Origin of the sequence: Pseudomonas sp. CAM1A (assembly GCF_047501685.1) — a bacterium.
GTDB lineage: Bacteria > Pseudomonadota > Gammaproteobacteria > Pseudomonadales > Pseudomonadaceae > Aquipseudomonas.
Genome location: NZ_JBFNXP010000014.1, coordinates 40,035 through 60,586 on the forward strand (window position 1 = coordinate 40,035; position 20,552 = coordinate 60,586).

Below are 20,552 nucleotides of genomic sequence, written 5' to 3' on the forward strand. Positions count from 1 at the left end.
CGGACACTCCATGATCCACGGGTGGCGGGGTGACCGACCGGCGAACGGCGCGCCGGTCGGCCTCACTCACCTTGAGCGTAGCCCGTGGCGTCAGCGCTGCCCGCCTGCCAGAGCCCCTGACACACCGTTCAGCGCACCACCAAGACCACTGGCCGGGGCGCCGCCGTTGACCAAGGTGCCGGCCTGGCCGAGCGTTGTACCGACGGCGGTCACTGTCGCGCCAGCCTGGCTGACAACCGGGTTGCCTGTGGTCCCGGCCAGTTGCGTACCGGCAGCGCCCACCGCGCCACCGACCTGGTTCAGCAACCCCGCCACGGGGGCGCCGACGCCGGTACTGGCGCCGACTTGCTGGGTCACACTGGAGACACCGGTGACCACCGGGTTGAGGCCGCTGCCCACCTGCTGGGTCAGCGCCGCGACCGGCGCCCCGGCAGCACTGTTGGCCACGCCGTTGCCACCGAGCACCGTGCCCAGGCTGGCAACGGTATTGCCCGTCTGCACCGAAGTGCCGCCGATACCGCTCACGGTCGGGCTGACGGTGCTCGCCGTCAGCCCGCTGCCGGCACCGGCCACCACGCCGCCGACGGTTTCCAGCAGGCCGCTGCGTGGGCCGCCGCTAACAGGGGCCAGCCCGCTCGCCGTGCTGACTGTGGTGCCGGTATTGGCCAGCGCCTGCCCGAGCGTGTTGCTCAGGGGGTTGCCGTTGCCCGCTCCCGCCAGTTGCTGGCCGGCCTGGTTCAGGGCACTACCGGACTGGTTCAGCGTTTGGTTCAACGGGCCGGCGAGCCCGGTCTGCCGCGTGGCATTGGCCGCCGTGTTTTCCACCAGCGAGACCACCGGCACCAAGGCATCGCTCACCCCTTGGGTCGCCCCGGCGAGCGGACCGCTGGTGCCGACCGGCGACAGGGTGTCGCCAAGCATGGTCACGGCCTGGCCGACCCGGTCGACGCCTTGACCGGCCCCGGCAACCAGTTGGTTGACCACCGGCACCTGCTCGACCGGGCCACTGCTGGCCAGCCCGGCCACGCCCTGGCCAAGGCCGGAGACACCGCCGCCCAGGTCGGCAGTGGCCGCACCGACCACGCCGACCGTGGTGCCCACGGCATTGTTGCCGGTACCCAGTTGCCCCAGGCCCTCGCTCAGGCCGCCGCCGACGCTGTTCACCGCGTTGCCGGCGGAGGACACCAGCGTGCCCACGCCACCGCTCAGCGAGGTATTACCGGCAATGGGCAGCGCACCGATCACCTGGCCGAGATTGCTCACGCCGTCACCGACCCCGGACACGGTGTTGCCCAACTGATCGACCACCTGGCCGGTGACCAGGGCGGTAGGTGTGGTGCCACCGCCCGTGCCGCCGTCACCGCCACCAGGCGTGCTGCCGCCGCCCGTACCACCACCGCCGCCGCCGCCACCGGTACCGGCGCTGCCATCACCCGGGGTCGTGGTGCCACCGCTACCGCCGCCACCACTGCCGCCCGCACCATCGCCCCCGCTACCACCGGCTCCGGCACCCGCGCCAGCGCCGCCATCGGACGACGAACCATCGACCTCGCTGTGATGCCCGCCGCCGCCGCTGCTGCAACCGGCAAGGCCCAGGCTCACGGCCATCGTCAGCGCCGTTGCCGCCTTGATCCACGCTTGAGTGTTCATGGAAGGACTCCCGCTGCTGCTGATTGTTTTGCTCACAACAGCAGTGAAAGCGCACGGCGCCGAATCGGGTAGCTCACAACTTGGTGTTAGTACCTGTGGCAGGGGGCAGCGAGGGCGGGAAAAAGACGCGAATTTCAGTGGCTTGACGACGCGCACAGCGATGCGCCACGAAAGGATTAGTCGTAACTCATTAGTACAAGCGGCAAGCCTGGCCCGTGTTGCCGGGCTTGCCGACCGGGGGCGTCAGAAATCGAAGAACACCGTCTCCCCGTCGCCCTGGATACGGATGTCGAAGCGGTACGCCGTCTTGCCGTCCACTTCACAGCGCCGGGCGATCAAGGTCTCGCGCCGCTGCGGCTGCTCGATCAGGTTCAGCACCGGACACCTGGCATTCGCCTCGGCTTCGTCATCGAAATACAGCCGGGTGTGCAGGTGGATATTGATGCCCCGGGCAAACAGGCTGAGGTTGATATGCGGAGCCATCGGCACGCCCGCGGCGTTGTTCACCACCCCCGGTTTGACCGTGTGCAGGGTCCACTCGCCGGCATCGAAGGTGGTCGCGGTACGGCCGAAGCTGTTGAAGGCATTCTCGAGGTGGTACTCGTCCTGGTAGCGGCCCTCGGCGTCGGCCTGCCACACCTCCAGGAACGAGTCGCGCACCAGGTGGCCATTGCCGTCGTACACCTGGCCGATCAGCACTATGTGCTCGCCCGATGCCTCAAGCCGGGCCAAGCGGTTCCAGATCTCTTGGTCACGGGTCGGGTTGCCGGCCGCTTCCAGGGCCAGGCCGATGTGCACATAGGGGCCGGCGGTCTGCGAAGGAGTTTCCGGCAGCAGTTCGATAGGCATGACGGGGCTCCTTAGCGGTTTTCGAAGTGGGTCTGGCGCTGGCCGCGCAGGACGATGTCGAAGCGGTAGGCCAGGCAATCCATGGGGTTGGCGTGGCTCATGTCGAGCCTGGCGATCAGCCGTTGGACGGCATCCGGGTTGGCGATCGACTTGACGATCGGGCACAGCGGGATCAGCGGGTCGCCCTCGAAGTACAGCTGGGTGATCAGCTTGGTGGCGATCGACGGGCCGCTGATGGAGAAGTGGATATGCGCCGGGCGCCAGTCGTTGGGGCCGTTGCGCCAGGGGTACGGGCCGGGCTTGATGGTGCGGAAGCTGTAGTAGCCGTCGCGGTCGGTCAGGCAGCGGCCGACACCGCCGAAGTTCGGGTCGAGCGGCGCCAGGTAGCGGTCGTTCTTGTGCCGGTAACGGCCACCGGCATTGGCCTGCCACATTTCCACCAGGGTGTTGGGCACCGGCTTGCCATACTGGTCGACCACCCGCCCGGCAACGATGATGCGCTCGCCGATGGGCAGGCCGCCCTGGTTGAAGTTGAGCAGCAGGTCGTGGTCGTGCTCGCCGAAGCGCAGGTGGGAAAAGTCCGGGCCGGTGCTTTCGCTGATCGACTGCGGGATGCTGACCAGCGCCTGGCGCGGGGAGCGCGCCACCGAGGTCTTGTAGTCGGGGGTGAAAGCCTTGGGGTGCCAGTTGCGATCACGGATCACGAAGCGGCTGGTGTCCTGGGCGGGCATGCCGGTTTCCTCTCTTGGAATTATCGAACGCCTGGGCGTGGCAGGCGGACTTGCAGTTTCCGGCAGGCCCATCGGGATGAATATTGAATTCAGCGGTCTTAGCCATAACCATTTGGTTATGCATTAGCGACTGGGGCGACACCGAAGACAGCGCTGAACTAATCTTTGACTTCATGTTTCACAAACCGGAGAGCTCTACATGGAATGGCGAAAAGGCCGACGCAGCGACAACGTGGTCGATGCCCGCGGCGAAGGCGGTGGCGGCGGCATGCGCTTCGGCGGCGGCAAGGGCCTTGGGCTCGGCGCCATCCTGCTGATCGTCGGCATCGGCTGGCTCACCGGGCAGGACCCGCTGCAGATCCTCGGCCAGCTGGCCGGGCAGATGGAGCAGCAACAGACCGCCCCGGCCAATGTCGGCAGCAAGGCGCCGCCGGCCAACGACGAGCAGGCCGAATTCGTCGCCTCGATCCTCGGCGACACCGAGGACACCTGGAAGGCACTGTTCGCCCAGGCCGGCAAACAGTACCGCGACCCCAAGCTGGTGCTGTTCAGTGGCCAGGTCAACTCCGCCTGCGGCTTCGCCTCCTCGGCGGTCGGGCCGTTCTATTGCCCCGGCGACCAGCGCGTGTACCTGGACATGACCTTCTTCCGCGAAATGGAAACCCGCTTCAAGGCCGCCGGCGACTTCGCCCAGGCCTATGTGATCGCTCACGAGATCGGCCACCACGTGCAGACCCTGCTCGGCGTCTCGGCCAAGGTCGACGCGGCGCGCCGCAATGGCCAGCGCATGGAGGGCGACAATGGCCTGCTGGTACGCCAGGAACTGCAGGCTGACTGCCTGGCCGGGGTCTGGGCCTACCAGGCGCAAAAACGCCTGAACTGGCTGGAGCCGGGGGATGTCGAGGAGGCGCTGAATGCCGCCAACGCCATCGGTGATGATCGGCTGCAACAGCAGGGCCAGGGCCGCGTGGTGCCCGACTCGTTCACCCATGGCACCTCGCAGCAGCGCGTACGCTGGTTCAAGGCCGGCTTCTCCAGCGGCGACCTGAACCAGTGCGATACGTTCAGCGCGCGTAGCCTCTGAAATTGCCCTCGCCAAGCCGGTTCCTGCTGCGGAGCCGGCTTACCCGCAAATGGCAACGTCAAAAAATCAAACATATTCAACAAGTTACAAATTTGCTGAAAAAGCGTTTCAGCTTCTCCCCTCTTTGCCGATAAGTCCTACACAAATCTGCGGGCTACCTGACAACAACAACGCCCAGCTTTTGATCAAGTGAGCGAAATCATTCTCTGGGAGAGCGTGCATGAACAGTTGGTTCGCCAATATCAGCGTCAACCTCAAACTCGGCCTGGGCTTCGGCCTGGTCCTGGTCCTGACCGGCCTGCTGGCCCTGACCGGCTGGAACAGCCTGGGCAGTCTTATCGACCGCAGCAACTGGATGAGCGACATCACCCAGCTCAACAGTGACCTGACCAACCTGCGCGTGGCCCGCCTGCAGTGGATGCTGACCAACGGCGACGACGCCTCGGCGGCCAATGTCCAGGCCAAGCTCGACGCCTTTGGCAGCCAGCAGCAGCACCTGGTCAACACCTTCAAGAGCCCCGAGAACCTCAAGCTGCTGCGCGAGCAGGGCCAGAGCATCAGCGAGTACCGCGTCTCGCTGGAGAAGATGCGCCAAGGCTACAAGACCACCCTCGCCGCCCGCGAATCGATGAACCAGGCCGCGGCCCGCGCCAACGACGCCATCGAAGCGATCAGCGGCGCCGTGCTGTCCAGCAGCGAAAGCGATGCCAGCCGCCTGGCCCAGTACCTGCTGATCAGCAAGGCCAAGCAGCAGCTGGTGCAGGTACGCCTGGACGTGCGCAGCTACATCGCCGACCTGACCAGCGAAGCCGAGCAGGCCGCCCTGCGCCAGCTGGAAAACGCCCTCAACGAAATCGACAGCCTCAAGCGCCAACTGCCGGCCGAAGCCTCGCGCATCCAGCAGTTCGAAAGCGCCGTGCTGGCCTACCGTGACGCCGTGCGTCAGTTCCGCGACGCCACCGCCGCCATTGGCGTGGCCCGTGCCGAAATGACCGTGCAGGGCGCCGATATCGTCAAGCGCAGCGACGAGCTGTACAAGATCCAGATCGAGCGTCGTGACGACGAAAGCGTCCAGGCCCGCAGCCTGCAGACTTCCGCCACTCTCCTGGCGCTGCTGGTCGGCGTGCTCGCCGCGTTCATCATCACCCGCCAGATCACCCGTCCGCTGCGCGAGACCATGGACGTGGTCAACCGCATCGCCAGCGGCGACCTCACCCAGCAACTGCGCGTCACCCGCCGCGACGAACTGGGCGCCCTGCAGCAAGGCATCGCGCGCATGGGCACCACCCTGCGTGACCTGATCACCGGCATCCGCGACGGCGTGACCCAGATCGCCAGCGCCGCCGAAGAGCTGTCGGCGGTGACCGAGCAGACCAGCGCCGGCGCCAACAGCCAAAAGGTCGAGACCGACCAGGTGGCCACCGCGATGCACGAGATGGCCGCCACCGTGCAGGAAGTCGCGCGCAATGCCGAGCAAGCTTCCCACGCCGCGACCAACGCCGACGACGAAGCCCGTGTCGGCGACAAGGTGGTGGGTGAAGCCATCAGCCAGATCGAGCGCCTGGCCCACGAAGTGCACCGCTCCACCGAGGCCATGACCTTGCTGCAGCAGGAAAGCCAGAAGATCGGCAGCGTCATGGACGTGATCAAGTCGGTGGCCGAGCAGACCAACCTGCTGGCGCTCAACGCGGCCATCGAAGCAGCGCGTGCCGGTGAGGCCGGGCGTGGTTTCGCCGTGGTCGCCGACGAGGTGCGTGGCCTGGCCCAGCGCACCCAGCAGTCCACCGAGGAAATCGAAGGCCTGATCGCCAGCCTGCAGCACGGCACCCAGCAGGTCGCCGAGGTGATGAACGGCAGCCGCAACCTGACCGACAGCAGTGTCGAGCTGGCGCGCAAGGCCGGTGGTTCGCTGGAGAGCATCACCCGCACGGTGTCGAACATCCAGTCGATGAACCAGCAGATCGCCGCTGCCGCCGAGCAGCAGAGCGCGGTGGCCGAAGAGATCAGCCGCAGCATCCTCAACGTGCGCGACGTGTCGGAGCAGACCGCCGCAGCCAGCGACGAGACCGCCGCCTCCAGCGTCGAGCTGGCGCGCCTGGGTGGTCACCTGCAGACCCTGGTCAGCCAGTTCCGCGTCTGACCCTGTAAAGCATCGCGGGGCAAGCCCGCTCCCACAAACTAGTGGGAGCGGGCTTGCCCCGCGTTCATTTGCGCCTCGGGTTACTTGACGATCATCCCCACCCCACGCCCACGCGGGTCAGACGCTGTCTCCAGCTTCTCGCCGGTCACCCGGATCGCCTGGATGTCGCCCATCTCCCAGCCCTGATCCTCCAACACGTAGCCCATCTTCTTCAGGTCGTCAGCCACTTGCCCCTTGAGCGGCGCATAGCTGTCGAAGTAGATGGTGTCCTTGGGCAGCAACTGGTGATGCACGCGCTGCGCCGCCACGGCCTTCTCCAGCGGCATGCCAAAGTCGTACAGGTTGTTCATCACCTGGAAGATCGAGGTGAAGATCCGCGAACCGCCCGGGGTGCCCAGCACCAGCACCACCTTGCCGTCACGCGCCATCAGGCTCGGGCTCATCGACGAGAGCATGCGCTTGCCCGGCGCGATGGCATTGGCGTCGCCGCCGACCACGCCAAAGGCGTTGGCCGCGCCCGGCTTGGCACTGAAGTCGTCCATCTCGTCGTTGAGCAGGAAGCCCGCGCCCTTGACCACCACGCCGCTGCCGTAGTCGAGGTTGAGGGTGTAGGTGTTGCTCACCGCGTTGCCCTGTTTGTCGACGATGGAGAAGTGTGTGGTCTGGTGCGGCTCCAACCCCGGCTTGACCTGATCGGTCGCGGAAATCGCGTTCGGGTTGACCTGGGCGGCACGCTTGGCCAGGTAGTCCTTGGCCACCAGCTGGTCGACCGGGACCTTGGTGAAAGCCGGATCGCCGAGGTAGTCGGCACGGTCGGCGAACACGCGTTTCTCGATCTCGGCCAGCAGGTGGATGTACTTGGCCGAGTTGTGCTCGACGCCCTTGAAGTCCGCCGAGCGGTCTTCCTTGATGCCCAGCAGCTGGGCCAGGGCGACGCCTCCGGAACTTGGCGGCGGCGCGGTGTAGACCACGTTGCCGCGCCAGTTGATGGCGATCGGGTCACGCCACACGGCCTTGTAGTCCTTGAGGTCTTCCTTGCTGATCAGGCCCTTGTCGGCCTGCATCTGCGCCACCAGCAAGTCGGCGGTCTTGCCCTGGTAGAACTCGCTGACGCCCTTGTCGGCAATGCGCTCGAGGGTCTGCGCCAGCTCCGGCTGCTTGAACAGCTCGCCGACTTTCATGCTGCCGAAGTAGTCGTTGAAGTTGGTGGCGGTCTTGAACAGGCCCTGGGCATCGTCACGGTATTGGTACTGCTTCTGGGCAATCTTGAAACCGTTCTGCGCGTAGCCGATGGCCGGGGTCAGCAGCTCGCTCCACTTGAGCTTGCCGAACTTCTGATGCGCCTCCCACAGCCCCATCACCGTGCCCGGCACACCGGCGGCGCGCACGCCGACCAGGCTGAGGTTCTCGATCACCTCGCCCTTGTCGTCCAGGTACATGGTCTTGGTCGCGGCCTTGGGCGCCACTTCGCGGTAGTCGAGGAAGTAGGGCTTGCCGTCGACGAACAGGGTCATGAAGCCACCGCCGCCGATGTTGCCGGCCTCGGGGTAGGTCACGGCCAGGGTGAAGGCGGTGGCGACGGCGGCGTCCACCGCGTTGCCGCCCTTCTTGAGGATGTCGGCGGCCACCTGTGCGCCATATTGATCAGGTGCGGCCACCGCGCCGCCTTCCAGCGTCACGGCAAAGGCGGAGGAGCAGCTCAGGATCGCGGCCCCGAGGGCCAGGGGCTGGAACATGACGATACGCATGCGCACTTCCTTGGTGTTGTTTTTGTTGATCAGTCATTAAGGCCGAAGCCCTGTAACTAAGCAAACACCCCGGTCGTTTCGCGCCGCCGACGGGCAGACCCTGTCGCGTTCAGGCAACTCAGCAGGCGTAGGCTGCCAGCTTTTTCTGAATGAAATCGAGAAAGCACTGGATGCGCAGGGCCAGCTGAGTGTTGCGGTAGTAGACCGCGTGGATCGGCTGGCGATAACCGTTGTGGTGTTCGCCCAGGACGACCTGCAGGCGCCCGGCGCGAATATCCTCGTGGGTCATGAAGTGCGACAGGCTGACGATGCCCTCGCCGGCGATGGCTAGCTGGCGCAGGGTCTCGCCGCTCGAGGCGACCAGCTGCGGGCGGATCGCCCAGCGGTCGCCCTGGGCATGGCGCAGTGGCCACTGGTTGAGCGACTCCAGCGAACTGAAGCCGAGCAGGCAATGGCCTTCGAGGTCCTCGACCCGCTCCGGCGTGCCATGCCGGGCCAGGTAGTCGGGGCTGGCAAGCACCTGCACCGGGCTGCAGCCGAGCGAACGCGCATGCAGGCTGGAGTCGGCCAGTTCGCCAATGCGGATGGCCACGTCGGTGCTTTGCTCCAGTAGGTCGATGATCAGGTCGTCGGTGTTCAGTTCCAGCTCGATGCCGGGGTACTGCTGGCGGAACTCGCCGATCCACGGCAGGATCGCGTGCAGCATGAACGGCGCGGCGGCGTTGATGCGCAGGCGCCCGGTCGGGGTCTGGCGGTTCAGCGACAGGCGCTCTTCCATGTCGTCCATCTGCTCGAGAATCGCCCGGGCGCGCTCCAGGAAGAAACGCCCTTCCTCGGTCAGGTCCATGCGCCGCGTGGTGCGGTTGACCAGCGTGGTGCCGAGTTTGCCCTCCAGGCGCGACAAGGTGCGGCTGACCGCGGAGGGCGTCTGGCCGATCTGCTCCGCGGCGGCGGAGATCGAGCCGCTGTCGATGACGGCGACGAATACCTGGAGTTCTTCGGAGCGAGTTTTCACGCGTGGGGACCTGAATGGGGGATGCCGTGATTGATAGCTGTTGAGCCTGGCATGCGCAAGCAGTAAGTCCATCGCGGGGCAAGCCCGCTCCCTCTAGAATCAGGGCTTCGTGGGAGCGGCTTGCCCCGCGATGGATCGCGACTCAATGACCCTTGCCGAACACCTCATCCAGGTGCTGCTGATACGCCGCCAGCGCCGCCGGCACATCCGGGCGCTTCATCACATCCACGGCCAGGTAGGTCGGCAGGCCCGTCATGCCGAGGAACTGGTTGGCCTTGTGGAACGGGAAGTACACCGCGTCCACGCCCTTGCCCTCGAAGAAATCGCTGGGGTCATCGAACGCCTGCTGCGGCGCGTTCCAGGTCAGCGCCAGCATGTATTGCTTGCCCTGCACCAGGCCGCCGCTGCCGTACTTCTGCGAAGCGTCGGAGCGGGTACGGCCATCGTTGGCGTACAGGCTGCCGTGGCCGGCGGTGAACACATCGTCGATGTACTTCTTCACGGTCCAGGGCGCGCCCATCCACCACCCCGGCATCTGGTAGATCACCACGTCCGCCCAGAGGAATTTCTCTACCTCGGCCTGGACGTCATACCCACCGTCGATGAAGGTCTCCCGCACATCGAAACCGGCGCGGTCCAGATGAGCCAATGCAGCATCGTGCAGGGTCTGGTTGAGACGGCCGTCGGAATGGGCGAAGCGTTTACCGCCGTTGATCAGGAGAATCTTTTTCATGGGAGGGTCAGCCCTGTAAGTGAAGTTGCCGGCAGGTTAGGCAACCGAGCGCCGGGGAAACAGCCAGGGCTGGGCAAAATTCTTTTGCCTGCAAATCACGAATGGCAAACATATTGTTGATTTAGAATTTGCTCACTCCCCTTACAGAGCGTTTCCCATGAACGAGCAATACGCCTTCATTCTCAAGGCCAAGACCCGCCCGGAGCAGGCCGAGGCCTTCGAACAGCTGTTCCGTCCTTACGTAGAGCCGAGCCGCCAGGAGCCGGGCTGCATCGAGTACCACATGCTGCGCGACAAGGCAGACCCGAGCCTGTTCGTGTTTTTCGAGGTGTGGGCCAGCAAGGACGCGCTGGATGTGCATTCGGCACTGCCGCATATGCGTGCCTTCTTCGAAAGACGCATGGATTACCTGGAGCGCGATTTCGATATCCAGATGATCGACATGCTCAGCGCTTCGTCCGCTAGCCGTTGACCAGCAGGTGCCCGCCCAGCAGCGCAAGGCCGATGAAGAAGCAGCGCTTGAACAGCGCTGCGCTGATCCGTCCGCGCAGCCACTGGCCGGCGAACATGCCCAGCAACGCCGGCGCCAGCACCAGCAGTGAAGCCCCCAGCGCCTGGCCACCCAGGGCGCCCTGCCCGGCCAGGCCGACCGCCAGGGCCAGGGTCGAAACGGTGAACGACAGGCCCAGCGCCTGGACCAGCTCGTCGCGGCTCAGGCCCAGGCCTTGCAGGTAGGGCACCGCAGGCATGACGAACACGCCGGTGGCGGCCGTCACCACACCCGTAAGCAACCCGCAGAGCGGCCCCAGCCAACGCTCCCTTGCCGGCGCCACGCGCAGCCCTGGGCCGACCAGCCCATAGAGGGCATAGACCAGCAACGCGGCGCCCAGGCCATGGGCCGCCCACGGACCGCTGTCGATCCCCAGCCAAGCACTGCCCAGCAAGGTGCCGATGAAGATCATCGCGAGCATCCCGCCCAGGCGGCGCAGCAGCGCGAGCAGGTGGCCGCCAGCGCCAGCTGCCAGAGGTTGGTCAAGATCGATGGCACGATCAGCAGCGCCGCTGCCTGTGCCGGGGGCATAGCCAGGCCGAGCAAGCCCATGGCGACGGTCGGCAACCCGAGGCCGATGACACCCTTCACCGCGCCAGCCAGGAAGAAGGTCATGATCACCAGCAATGTCAGCGCCGGGCCAATGTTCTGATAAAGCGCCAGGAAGGTATTCATGGCCACCATCCTGCCGTGCGGCCAGCGCGCTGAAAATCTGCCATATACTCAGGCAGACTCTTGCCAGGACAGAGGCAGATGCATTTCGACCTGATCGACCTCAAGCTGTTCCAGCACACCCTCGAAAGCGGCAACATCACCGCCGGCGCCCGGCGCAGCCACCTTTCGCTGCCGGCCGCCAGTGCGCGTATTCGCGCCATGGAAGCCTCGCTGGGCATTCCCCTGCTCGAGCGCAACCGCCGCGGCGTGCTGCCCACGCCCGCCGGCCAGGCCCTGCTGCAGCATGCGCGGCTGATCGCGCAGCAGGTCGAGCGCCTGCAGTTCGACCTCGGGCAGTACGCCCACGGCCTGCAAGGCCAGGTGCGCCTGCTGTGCAACACGGCGGCACTGACCGAGTACCTGCCGGAGCTGCTGGCCAGCTACCTGGCCGAGCATCCGGGGGTGAGCGTGGATATCCAGGAACTGCCCAGCCTGCACATCGTCCAGGCGATCAGCCAGGGCATGGCGGACCTGGGCATCGTCTCGAATGCCGCGCCCTGCGCAACCCTGCAGACGCGACCGTTTCGCGACGATCCGCTGGTACTGGTGATGCCGCGCGAGCACCCACTGGCGGCCAGCGACCGGGCAGACTTCAACGCCAGCCTTGGCCATGGGCATGTGGGGCTGGGTGCCGATAGCGCCCTGGCGCTGCATCTGGAGGAGCAGGCCCTGCGCCTGGGAAGACGGATGCAGGTGCGCGTACGCGCCGAAGGATTCGATGGGGTGATCAGGATGGTCGGAGGTGGCGCGGGGGTGGCCGTGGTCCCGTTGACCTCGGTGCGCCGCTGGGAGCACAGCTTGCCGCTGCGTTGGGTCGCCTTGCAGGACGCCTGGGCGAAGCGCAGCTTGCTGCTGTGCGCGCGGGACTTCAGTGCCTTGCCTGGCTACGCCGCCTTACTTGTCGAGCGCCTGGGCAGCACCGCCTGACGGCTGCCGCCACAGGTGATCACCCGTGGCGGCAGCGGTGTGCCAAAGGGCCGCACGGCGGCACTTATGCCAAAGGGCCGCAGGGCGGCCCGGCACGATCAGGACGACAGGTACGAGGAGCGGGTCAGCCCCAGGCGCAGCGCGTCGAGGTACTGGGTACGCTCGCGGGCGGTGATCCTGGCGCTGGCGACCTTGTCGCGGTAGTGGGTCATCAACTCCTCCGGCGACAGGTGCACGTAGCGCAGCATGTCCTCGATGGTGTCGTGGGTCTCGATACCGGCGTGGTACACGCTGCCGTCAGCGTTCTGGTAGATGTTCACCGAGTCGGTGTCACCGAACAGGTTGTGCATGTCGCCGAGGATTTCCTGGTAGGCGCCGACCAGGAACACGCCGAGCAGGTAGTCCTCGCCTTCCTTGACCGCGTGCACCGGCATGCTGGTCTCGATGCTCTGCTCATCGACGTACTGGTTGATCTTGCCGTCGGAGTCGCAGGTCAGGTCCTGCAGCACGGCGCGGCGCAGCGGCTCTTCGTCCAGGCGGTGCAGCGGGATGATCGGCAGTACCTGGCCGATGGCCCAGGTGTCGGGCAGGCTCTGGAACACCGAGAAATTGCAGATGTACTTGTCGGCCAGCTTGTCGTTGAGTTCGTCCAGCACCTGGCGGTGCGAGCGCTGACGCGCCTTGAGCGAGTTGTGCAGGCGACGGCACACGGCGAAGTAGCACTGCTCGGCCAGGGCTTTCTCGGCCAGGGTCAGCTTGCCGTCGGCGTACTGCGCGGCCACGTCACCCATGTAGTGGGTGGCGCGCCAGTAGGTCTCGGTGACCATCTCGATATCAGTCGGACCGAGCAGGTCGGCCAGCCACTGCACGGTCTCGGGCAGCGACTCCTTGTTCTCGATGGTCGGCATCTCGTCGTTGTGGCTTTCGACGTCGGTCACCTGAATCACCAGCATGGCGTGGTGCGCGGTGAGCGAGCGGCCGCTCTCGGAGAAGATGTGCGGGTGCGGCAGGCCCTGCGCGTCGCAGAACTCCTTGAGCATCCCGACCACCACGCCGGCGTAGTCGTCCATGTCGTAGTTGATCGAGCTGGCGTTGCGCGAGTGGGTGCCGTCGTAGTCGACGCCCAGGCCGCCGCCGACATCGATGTGATCGACCGGCAGGCCCAAGGCGCGCAGCTCGCCGTAATAACGGATGGCTTCCTTGAAACCGTGCTGGTAGTCGGCCAGGTTGGCGATCTGCGAGCCCATGTGGAAGTGCAGCAGGCGGATGCCCTGGTCGAGCCCGGCGTCACGGAAACGCTGCACCACCGAGATCAGCTGGGCGGCAGACAGGCCGAACTTGGACTTCTCGCCCCCGGTGTCGGCCCACTTGCTCGAGGCCAGCGACGACAGGCGTACGCGCAGGCCGACCTGTGGCTTGACCTTCAGCTCGGCGGCTTCCTCGATCACCAGGGCGACCTCGGACTCCTTCTCGATCACGATGAACACGTTGTGGCCAAGCTTCTGGCCCATCAGTGCAAGGCGAATGAACTCGCGGTCCTTGTAGCCGTTGCAGACGATGGTGCCGCCCTTCGGCGCCAGCGCCAGCACCGCCAGCAGCTCGGGCTTGGAGCCGGCTTCCAGGCCGATGGAGACGTTCTGGGTGGCGATGATGTTCTCGACCACCGCTTCTTGCTGGTTGACCTTGATCGGGTACAGCGCGGTGTACTGGCTCTGGTACTCAAGGCGCGCGATGTTGGCATCGAAGGCGCCGGTCAGCTGGCGCACGCGGTCCTGCAGGATGTCGGGGAAACGCACCAGCAGCGGCAGCGACAAGCCGCTCTGGCGCAGCTCCTGGACCTGTTCGAAGAGGTCGATCGGCGCGCTGTCCGGGCCGTTGGGGCGCACTTCGACGCGCCCGGCGTCATTGATGGCGAAATAACCGGCGCCCCAATGGCGGATGCCATAAACACTGCGGCTGTCGGCCACGGTCCACTGGCTACCATCGTCTTTGCGTGTGCGTCGTACGGACATTCAAGTCCCCTGTATGAAAAGTCGAAACACTGCCCCACCTCGGGGCGCTGGCAGTGTAGATACTGAAAATGACGATTCTTCCGTGTCAGGCATAGACCCTGGCCACGGGAACGAGTTTAGAAAGCGCTGGGCAAAAAATCGCGCGGCTGCACTCAGCCGCCGGATTTCTTCGCCTTGAAACCCTGCTTGATCAGCTCGGCGAGCAACAGCTCGACGTGATCGCCCTGGATTTCAATGACCCCGTCCTTGAGCGCGCCGCCGGTGCCGCAACGACGCTTGAGCGTGCTGGCGAGCTCCTTGAGCGGCTCCAGGGCCAGGGGGACGCCCGTGATGGTGGTCACGGTCTTGCCGCCACGGCCTTTGCTTTCACGGCGCACGCGGGCAATGCCATCCCCCTCGGGGATGACCTGCTGCTTGCAGATACAGTCATCCACCGGTTTGCCGCAGTCGGGACAGTGCCGACCGGCATCGGTGGAAAAGACGAGACCGCCAAGGGCGGAAAAGGAAGAAGCTTTCTTGGCCACTTTTGTTCCTCGGTGCTGAGGACAAAAACTGGTCGACGGGTGTCGACCGCGAAGCCCCACTCTGGCAGGGGCGGCGCTACTGCCGCAAGGTTGTGCGACAGCCCGAAAAGGGCGCGCAGTGTAACGATAAATCTGGCTGTTGCTAAGTACAGGATTGCGCCATTTTACGAAAGTTTTGCGACCTTTTGGCCACTGGTGCTGCTACGCAGCCCTTTCGCGGCGCAAGGCCGCTCCCACAGGGTCAGCGCAGCCCATCAGATCAGGCCAGCCTGGTAGCGCTGCAACGCCAGCAACGAGTCGGGGCAGTACGGCAGTTTTGCGCTTTGTGCCAGGGCCTGCTCGACGCTGATGAACCGTGCCTCGATGACTTCCTCGGGCTGCAAGCGCAGCGCCCCGTCCCACACCGCCGAATACACCGCGCCCCACAGTCGATTGCCCGGCAGCTCGAAAAAGAACGTCTCGTGAAAGCGCAGTTCGACGCCCGCCACCCCAAGCTCTTCCTCCAGCTCCCGGGCCGCCGATTCGGCATAGGCCTCGTGCACCCCGACCATCCCCCCCGCCGCCACATCCCAGTAACCGGGATACAGCGCCTTGCTCAGGGTGCGCCGATGCACGCACAGCTCGCCCGCGCTATTGAACAGCAGGATGAAGGTGCAACGCCCGATCAGGCCGCGCTCGCGCAATTCGGCCCGTGGCAGGGCGCCGAGCGGATGGTCATGCTCGTCGACCCAGGCCACCAGCTCGGCGTCGGAGGCCGCGCGGTGCGCGACCTCGGCAGGATTGACCGGCATCTCAGCCCTGGGACAACAGTTGGCGCAGGTCGATGACCGCGGCGTTGGCCCGGGAGATGTAGTTGGCCATCACCAGCGAATGGTTGGCCCACATGCCGAAGCCGCTGCCATTGAGCACCATCGGGCTCCACAGCGCTTCCTGCGAGGCTTCCAGCTCACGGATGATCTGCCGCACGCTGACCGTGGCGTTCTTCTTCGCCAGCACGTCGGCGAAGTCGACTTCGATGGCGCGCAGCAAGTGCGACAGCGCCCAGGCCTGGCCACGGGCTTCGTAGAACACGTTGTCGATCTGCAGCCACGGGGTCTCGACCACTTCCTCGTCGACCTGCGGTGCCTGGCCGGGGGCCACGGTCTCGGTCTTCAGGGTGTTGTTGAGCTTGACCCGGCCAACGCTGGCCGACAGGCGCTGCGACAGCGAGCCCAGGCGCGTGGCCACATCGCCCAGCCAGTTGTTCAGGTTGTCGGCGCGGGTATAGAAGATCGCGCCCTGATCACCCTTGGCCAGACGCACCTGGTAGCGGTTCAGCGACTTGATGCCCTCTTCGAACTCCGACTCGCTCGACGGCAGGATCCAGCTCTTGTTGTCGAAGTTGAAGCGCGGCTCGGCCTTGGCCAGGTCGGCGTCCTCGGTCGATTGCGACTGCGAACGGGCGAAGTCCTTGCGCAGGGCGCGAGACAGGTCACGCACCTGGACCAGCACGCCGTATTCCCAGCTCGGCATGTTGTCCATCCACAGCCCTGGCGGGAAACGGTCGTTGGAAATGTAGCCACCCGGCTTGTCGAGCAGGGTGCCGGCGACGGTCTTGAGGGTCTCGACGGTGGTATAGCCGATGACCATCTGCTGGCCGTTGCGCTCGGCGGCGGCCTGGGCGTTCTGCTGCACCGGGAACAGCTCGGGCTCCTGGCTCCAGTACCAGCCCAGGCCGATGCACACCAGCAGGTAGAGGCCGATCAGAGTGCCCAGGGCACGGCTCCACAGGCCGCCAACGTAGCTACGGGTGGCGGAACCACGGGTTTCGACCCGCTCACGGGGCTCGGCCTTGGCCTCGCGGTTTTTCCAATCCAGCATGGCATTGTCCTTAATCAGTCTCGAACGGTTCAGGGTTTGGACCACAGGCCTCGGCCAGGGTGCCACGACAAACCCAGGTGGCAGCACTATAAAGCAGACGCCGCCATTCGTATAAGCGACCAACGAGTCAGCAACTGAATTACGGTCCCTTAACACTTTGTTGACCCGAGGCACTCGCTTGCCGGGAAAGCGGTGCTAGCATAGAGCCATCATTGAACCTGCGCCCTCCCACTCATAAGTAGTCAGGACATGACCCAGCCAGCCGAGCCGAGCCACGAACGCCTCAAGCAGCATTTTGCCCAGCGGGTGATCCACCAGGCCCGACAGATCCTCGAAATCTGGCAGCGCCTGCAGCGTGGCGAGTGGTCCAGCGGTGACCTGGGCGAACTGTGCGAGGCCAACCTGCGCCTGCAGCGCTATGCCGAACGCTTCGAGCAACCCGAGCACGGCAGCCTGTCCACGGCCATCGGCCAGACCCTGCGCGCCATCGAAGCCAACAGCGCACGCCTGAACTCCGAACTGATCAGCGAACTCAACCGCCTGATGCAGCGCCTGTCGCGCACCGGCCTGCGCAAGGGCGACCAGCTCGACAACGTGCCCCTGCCGCCGCTGCGCAAACCGGTGTACATCGTGCTGCAGGACCACGACCGCGCCGAGCGCCTGGCCCAGCAACTGGAGTTCTTCGGCCTGAGTGTGCAGGCGCTGTGCAGCGCCGAGGCGTTCCAGGCGTCGATGAGCGAGCGCCTGCCGTCGGCGATCGTCATGGACGTCGACTTCACCGGCGCCGGCATCGGCCTGCAACTGGCGGCCCAGGCCCAGCAAGGCCTGGAACAACCGGTGCCGCTGCTGTTCTTCAGCCTGCATGAAACCGACACCCCGACGCGCCTGGCCGCGGTGCGCGCCGGCGGCCAGGAGTTCCTCACCGGCACCCTGGACGCCTCCAGCCTGCTGGAGAAGCTCGAGCTGCTGACCAGCGCTACCCAGTACGACCCGTTCCGCGTGCTGGTGATCGACGACTCCCGGGCCCAGGCCCTGCACACCGAGCGCCTGCTCAACAGCGCCGGGATCATCACCCGTACCCTCACCGAGCCGATCCGCACCATGAGCGAGCTGGCCGACTTCCAGCCCGACCTGATCATCCTCGACATGTACATGCCCGCGTGCACCGGCCCGGAACTGGCCAAGGTGATCCGCCACAACGACCGCTACGTCAGCGTGCCGATCATCTACCTGTCGGCCGAGGACGACCTGGACAAGCAACTCGACGCCATGAGCGAGGGCGGCGACGACTTCCTGACCAAGCCGATCCGCTCGCGGCACCTGGTGACCACGGTGCGCAACCGCGCCGCCCGCGCCCGCCACCTCAAGGCGCGGATGGTGCGCGACAGCCTCACCGGGCTGTACAACCACACCCACATCCTGCAACTGCTCGAGGATTGCAGCTTCCGCGCCCGCCGCGAGGTGCAGCCGCTGAGCTTCGCCATGCTCGATATCGACCACTTCAAGAAGATCAACGACCGCCACGGCCACCCCATGGGTGACAGGGTGATCAAGAGCCTGGCGCTGTTCCTCAAGCAGCGGTTGCGCAAGACCGACTTCATCGGCCGCTACGGTGGCGAGGAATTCGCCATCGTCATGCCCAATACCGGACTGGAGGCGGCGCACAAGGTGCTCGACGAAATCCGCCGACGCTTCGCCGAGATCCATTACCCGGCCCAGCCCCACGACCTGCAATGCACCTTCAGCGCCGGGGTGGTGCAGCTGGACGAGCAGCTCGACGCGCTGACCATGGCCAGCGCCGCGGACGAGGCGCTGTACCGGGCCAAGCATGCCGGGCGCAACTGCGTGGTGCGGGTCGAGCCTTAGCGCAAGACTTGTGGGAGCGGGGCTTGCCCCGCGATGGACCAGGCACCAATACCGGCACTGTGCCACTTTTTTATGGCGCCAACCCGCCGTCGTCATCACCCCGTCACAAAATCGCAATAACTTCAGGCCCGACTTCTCCACTCCCCCTCCGCAGGAAGTTCGCGGCTATGCGCCTGAAGTGGCTGACCAATTTCAACACCCTGTTGCTGGTGACCGTGTGTATTGCCCTGGGCGCGACCCTGTGGTGGTCGCAACGCGCCCTGGAACGTCCCTATCAACTGATGGAACGCTACCTGGGCCTGTCCCAGCAGTTCCAGAACGATGCCGCGCGCAACATCCAGGCCTACCTGGGCAGCGGCGATGCCCTGCGCCATGCCGCCGCGATGGAGGCCAACAAGCAGTTGCACGCGGCCCTGGCCGAATGGCCCGAGGACTTGTCGGCCAAGCTGCGCCCGAGCCTCGACAGCCTGCAAGCCTTTACCGCCAACGAGCTGCTCGCCGCCGGCAAACTGGCCGGCGATCCCCAGGCCTTGCTGCTGCAAGCCGAACGGGAACTGGGGGCGAACCTTGAGCAACTGGCCGGCTATGCCCGTGACAGCGGCAACGCCGACGCCAGTCGTTACCTGATGCCGCTGCTGGAAGCCTCGCTGCACCTGGGCCGGCTGTCCCTGGCCCGCGACAAGCTGGTCAGCAGCGGCCGCGCCGAACTGGCCGACGAAGTGGACCGCGAACTGCAACAGATCGCCGCCCAGGCCCAGGTCATCGACAGCCTGCCCCTGCTGGGCGTGACCCGCGCCGCAGAGTCCAATGCCGATGACTTCGCCGCGATGATGGGCCTGGAATCGCAAGCCAGCGCACAGCAGGAAGACGTTGCCGTTGGCCTGAAGCGCGAACTGCACAGCCTGGTCGGCCGCTATCCCGCCGAGCTGCAGCGCACCCGCGAGCAGATCGAACGCCGCGCCACACTGGCCAGCAGCACCGGCGAGCGCCTGGATGCGGTGCAGCAGGCCATCGCCGGCCTGGAGCCTGAAGTACGCGGCCTGCACGCGACGATCGCCAGCGAGGTGCGCATCATCCAGGGCCTGATGATCGGCCTGATCCTGCTGATCGCCCTGCTCATCGACACCCTGCAGCGTCGCCTGGCACGCACCCTCACCAGCCTGGCACCGGCGCTGTCGCGCTGGGCCGAGGGCGACTTCGCCCAACCGATCACCCTGGGCCGCACCAACCGTGAGCTGCACGATATCCAGGAATCGCTGAACCGCCTGCGCCAGTACCTGGTGGAACTGGTCGGCACCATCCGTCACAACGCCGAACAGGTGGCCGGCAGCAGCCATGCCCTGGCCGGCATGAGCAGCGCCCTGCACGACGGCGCCGAACGCCAGGCCGGCGACACGGCGCAGATCCGCGACGCCCTGGGCGAGCTGGAGGCGACCATCCAGCAGGTGGCCGGCGATGCCAGCTCCGCAGCCGAGGCCAGCCGCGACGCCGGCCGTGCCGTGGAGCAGGGCCAGACGGTGATCGGCCAGAGCCTGTCCGGCCTGCGCTCGCTGGTCGACGAGGTGCAGGGCAACGCGCGGATGATCGAGCAACTGGCCGAAGAGTCGGCGACCATCGGTGGCGTGCTCACGGTGATCCGGGCGATTGCCGAGCAGACCAACCTGCTGGCCCTCAACGCCGCCATCGAAGCCGCCCGGGCCGGGGAAATGGGCCGAGGCTTCGCCGTGGTCGCCGACGAAGTGCGCTCGCTGGCCCAACGCACCACCGGTGCCACCGGCGAGATCCAGGCGCTGATCGACCGCCTGCAGCAAGCCGCCCGCGACTCGGTGGACGGCATGCGTACCCAGCTTGAGCACGCCGAGGCCACGGCCAACCAGGCACAGTCGGCCGATGGTGCGCTGGACGCGATCGTCAGCGCCATCCGCACCATATCCGACACCGCGGTGCGCATCGCCGATGTGACCGCGCAACAGACCGGGGCGGTGAGCGAGATTCGTGATCACAGTGAGCGGATCCACGAGCTGGGTGAGGACAACCTGCAGCGTATTGGCGAAGGGCGTGAGCAGGGGGAGCAGTTGCTCAAGCTGGGGGGCGAACTGAATACGGCGGTGCGGGCGTTCCGGCTTTGACTACATCGCGGGGCAAGCCC

At 65.9% G+C, this 20,552-nt stretch carries 16 protein-coding genes and 2 pseudogenes; 7 read left to right on the forward strand and 11 right to left on the reverse strand.

Annotated features, from left to right (window positions below; all coding sequences use genetic code 11):
* Positions 1–90: 90 nt before the first annotated feature.
* The 3 genes from ABZO33_RS24360 to pcaH form a co-directional block, all read right to left on the reverse strand.
* Complete coding sequence (locus tag ABZO33_RS24360; RefSeq protein ID WP_414538128.1) at positions 91–1,650, reverse strand: collagen-like triple helix repeat-containing protein; 1,560 nt, start codon at positions 1,648–1,650, stop codon at positions 91–93.
* Positions 1,651–1,893: 243 nt separating this feature from the next.
* Entirely contained in the window at positions 1,894–2,499 is a 606-nt protein-coding gene (gene pcaG, locus ABZO33_RS24365) for a protocatechuate 3,4-dioxygenase subunit alpha (protein ID WP_414538129.1), read from the reverse strand.
* Positions 2,500–2,510: 11 nt separating this feature from the next.
* Complete coding sequence (gene pcaH, locus ABZO33_RS24370; RefSeq protein WP_414538130.1) at positions 2,511–3,230, reverse strand: protocatechuate 3,4-dioxygenase subunit beta; 720 nt, start codon at positions 3,228–3,230, stop codon at positions 2,511–2,513.
* A gap of 199 nt (positions 3,231–3,429) precedes the next feature.
* Between pcaH and ABZO33_RS24375 the strand changes: the two genes are divergently transcribed.
* The 3 genes and pseudogenes from ABZO33_RS24375 (at position 3,430) to ABZO33_RS24385 (ending at position 6,454) form a co-directional block, all read left to right on the forward strand.
* Positions 3,430–4,314, forward strand: a complete 885-nt coding sequence (locus ABZO33_RS24375) for a neutral zinc metallopeptidase (protein ID WP_414538131.1) — start codon at positions 3,430–3,432, stop codon at positions 4,312–4,314.
* A 355-nt stretch (positions 4,315–4,669) separates the two neighbouring features.
* Positions 4,670–5,551: pseudogene (locus tag ABZO33_RS24380) on the forward strand (methyl-accepting chemotaxis protein); the annotation flags it as partial.
* Between the two features lie 198 nt (positions 5,552–5,749).
* A complete protein-coding gene (locus tag ABZO33_RS24385; protein WP_371918342.1) occupies positions 5,750–6,454 on the forward strand; it encodes a methyl-accepting chemotaxis protein in 705 nt (234 codons plus the stop codon).
* Positions 6,455–6,534: 80 nt separating this feature from the next.
* On the opposite strand, the gene ggt is transcribed toward ABZO33_RS24385, so the two are convergent.
* From ggt to ABZO33_RS24400, 3 genes are all read right to left on the reverse strand, one after another.
* Positions 6,535–8,202 carry a gamma-glutamyltransferase gene (ggt, locus tag ABZO33_RS24390; RefSeq protein ID WP_414538132.1) on the reverse strand — a complete coding sequence of 556 codons (1,668 nt, stop codon included), beginning with the start codon at positions 8,200–8,202 and terminating at the stop codon, positions 6,535–6,537.
* A gap of 118 nt (positions 8,203–8,320) precedes the next feature.
* A complete protein-coding gene (locus tag ABZO33_RS24395; RefSeq protein ID WP_414538133.1) occupies positions 8,321–9,217 on the reverse strand; it encodes a LysR substrate-binding domain-containing protein in 897 nt (298 codons plus the stop codon).
* Positions 9,218–9,359: 142 nt separating this feature from the next.
* Positions 9,360–9,950: an NAD(P)H-dependent oxidoreductase gene (locus tag ABZO33_RS24400; protein ID WP_414538134.1), complete on the reverse strand. Its 591-nt coding sequence runs from the start codon at positions 9,948–9,950 to the stop codon at positions 9,360–9,362.
* A 157-nt stretch (positions 9,951–10,107) separates the two neighbouring features.
* Between ABZO33_RS24400 and ABZO33_RS24405 the strand changes: the two genes are divergently transcribed.
* On the forward strand, positions 10,108–10,422 hold the full coding sequence (locus ABZO33_RS24405; protein ID WP_414538135.1) for a putative quinol monooxygenase: 315 nt from the start codon (positions 10,108–10,110) through the stop codon (positions 10,420–10,422).
* On the opposite strand, the pseudogene ABZO33_RS24410 reads toward ABZO33_RS24405, so the two are convergent.
* Positions 10,412–11,175 (reverse strand): annotated as a pseudogene (locus ABZO33_RS24410) (sulfite exporter TauE/SafE family protein). The gene ABZO33_RS24405 and the pseudogene ABZO33_RS24410 overlap by 11 nt on opposite strands.
* Before the next feature lie 78 nt (positions 11,176–11,253).
* Between ABZO33_RS24410 and ABZO33_RS24415 the strand changes: the two are divergent.
* The gene (locus ABZO33_RS24415) at positions 11,254–12,141 is read left to right on the forward strand and encodes a LysR substrate-binding domain-containing protein (RefSeq protein WP_414538136.1); all 888 of its coding nucleotides are present in this window, start codon (positions 11,254–11,256) and stop codon (positions 12,139–12,141) included.
* Positions 12,142–12,239: 98 nt separating this feature from the next.
* Here the strand turns inward: ABZO33_RS24415 and speA are convergent, their stop codons facing one another.
* From speA to ABZO33_RS24435, 4 genes are all read right to left on the reverse strand, one after another.
* The gene (speA, locus tag ABZO33_RS24420) at positions 12,240–14,153 is read right to left on the reverse strand and encodes an arginine decarboxylase (protein ID WP_414538137.1); all 1,914 of its coding nucleotides are present in this window, start codon (positions 14,151–14,153) and stop codon (positions 12,240–12,242) included.
* A 152-nt stretch (positions 14,154–14,305) separates the two neighbouring features.
* The gene (locus ABZO33_RS24425) at positions 14,306–14,677 is read right to left on the reverse strand and encodes a translation initiation factor Sui1 (protein WP_253095523.1); all 372 of its coding nucleotides are present in this window, start codon (positions 14,675–14,677) and stop codon (positions 14,306–14,308) included.
* A 254-nt stretch (positions 14,678–14,931) separates the two neighbouring features.
* The gene (locus ABZO33_RS24430) at positions 14,932–15,468 is read right to left on the reverse strand and encodes an NUDIX hydrolase (protein WP_414538138.1); all 537 of its coding nucleotides are present in this window, start codon (positions 15,466–15,468) and stop codon (positions 14,932–14,934) included.
* 1 nt (position 15,469) lies between these two features.
* Positions 15,470–16,537 carry a DUF2333 family protein gene (locus ABZO33_RS24435; protein ID WP_414538139.1) on the reverse strand — a complete coding sequence of 356 codons (1,068 nt, stop codon included), beginning with the start codon at positions 16,535–16,537 and terminating at the stop codon, positions 15,470–15,472.
* A gap of 249 nt (positions 16,538–16,786) precedes the next feature.
* Between ABZO33_RS24435 and ABZO33_RS24440 the strand changes: the two genes are divergently transcribed.
* Complete coding sequence (locus ABZO33_RS24440) at positions 16,787–18,403, forward strand: diguanylate cyclase (RefSeq protein WP_414538140.1); 1,617 nt, start codon at positions 16,787–16,789, stop codon at positions 18,401–18,403.
* Positions 18,404–19,029: 626 nt separating this feature from the next.
* Positions 19,030–20,532, forward strand: coding sequence for a methyl-accepting chemotaxis protein (locus tag ABZO33_RS24445; RefSeq protein ID WP_414538148.1), 1,503 nt, complete (start codon positions 19,030–19,032; stop codon positions 20,530–20,532).
* Positions 20,533–20,552 lie beyond the last annotated feature (20 nt).

Excerpts from the sequence above, each read along its gene's own strand:
- ABZO33_RS24360 (WP_414538128.1), bottom strand. The coding sequence starts at position 1,650 with ATGAACACTCAAGCGTGGATCAAGGCGGCAACGGCGCTGACGATGGCC.
- pcaG (WP_414538129.1), bottom strand. The coding sequence starts at position 2,499 with ATGCCTATCGAACTGCTGCCGGAAACTCCTTCGCAGACCGCCGGCCCC.
- pcaH (WP_414538130.1), bottom strand. The coding sequence starts at position 3,230 with ATGCCCGCCCAGGACACCAGCCGCTTCGTGATCCGTGATCGCAACTGG.
- ABZO33_RS24375 (WP_414538131.1), top strand. The coding sequence starts at position 3,430 with ATGGAATGGCGAAAAGGCCGACGCAGCGACAACGTGGTCGATGCCCGC.
- ABZO33_RS24385 (WP_371918342.1), top strand. The coding sequence starts at position 5,750 with ATGGCCGCCACCGTGCAGGAAGTCGCGCGCAATGCCGAGCAAGCTTCC.
- ggt (WP_414538132.1), bottom strand. The coding sequence starts at position 8,202 with ATGCGTATCGTCATGTTCCAGCCCCTGGCCCTCGGGGCCGCGATCCTG.
- ABZO33_RS24400 (WP_414538134.1), bottom strand. The coding sequence starts at position 9,950 with ATGAAAAAGATTCTCCTGATCAACGGCGGTAAACGCTTCGCCCATTCC.
- ABZO33_RS24405 (WP_414538135.1), top strand. The coding sequence starts at position 10,108 with ATGAACGAGCAATACGCCTTCATTCTCAAGGCCAAGACCCGCCCGGAG.
- ABZO33_RS24415 (WP_414538136.1), top strand. The coding sequence starts at position 11,254 with ATGCATTTCGACCTGATCGACCTCAAGCTGTTCCAGCACACCCTCGAA.
- speA (WP_414538137.1), bottom strand. The coding sequence starts at position 14,153 with ATGTCCGTACGACGCACACGCAAAGACGATGGTAGCCAGTGGACCGTG.
- ABZO33_RS24430 (WP_414538138.1), bottom strand. The coding sequence starts at position 15,468 with ATGCCGGTCAATCCTGCCGAGGTCGCGCACCGCGCGGCCTCCGACGCC.
- ABZO33_RS24435 (WP_414538139.1), bottom strand. The coding sequence starts at position 16,537 with ATGCTGGATTGGAAAAACCGCGAGGCCAAGGCCGAGCCCCGTGAGCGG.
- ABZO33_RS24440 (WP_414538140.1), top strand. The coding sequence starts at position 16,787 with ATGACCCAGCCAGCCGAGCCGAGCCACGAACGCCTCAAGCAGCATTTT.
- ABZO33_RS24445 (WP_414538148.1), top strand. The coding sequence starts at position 19,030 with ATGCCGCTGCTGGAAGCCTCGCTGCACCTGGGCCGGCTGTCCCTGGCC.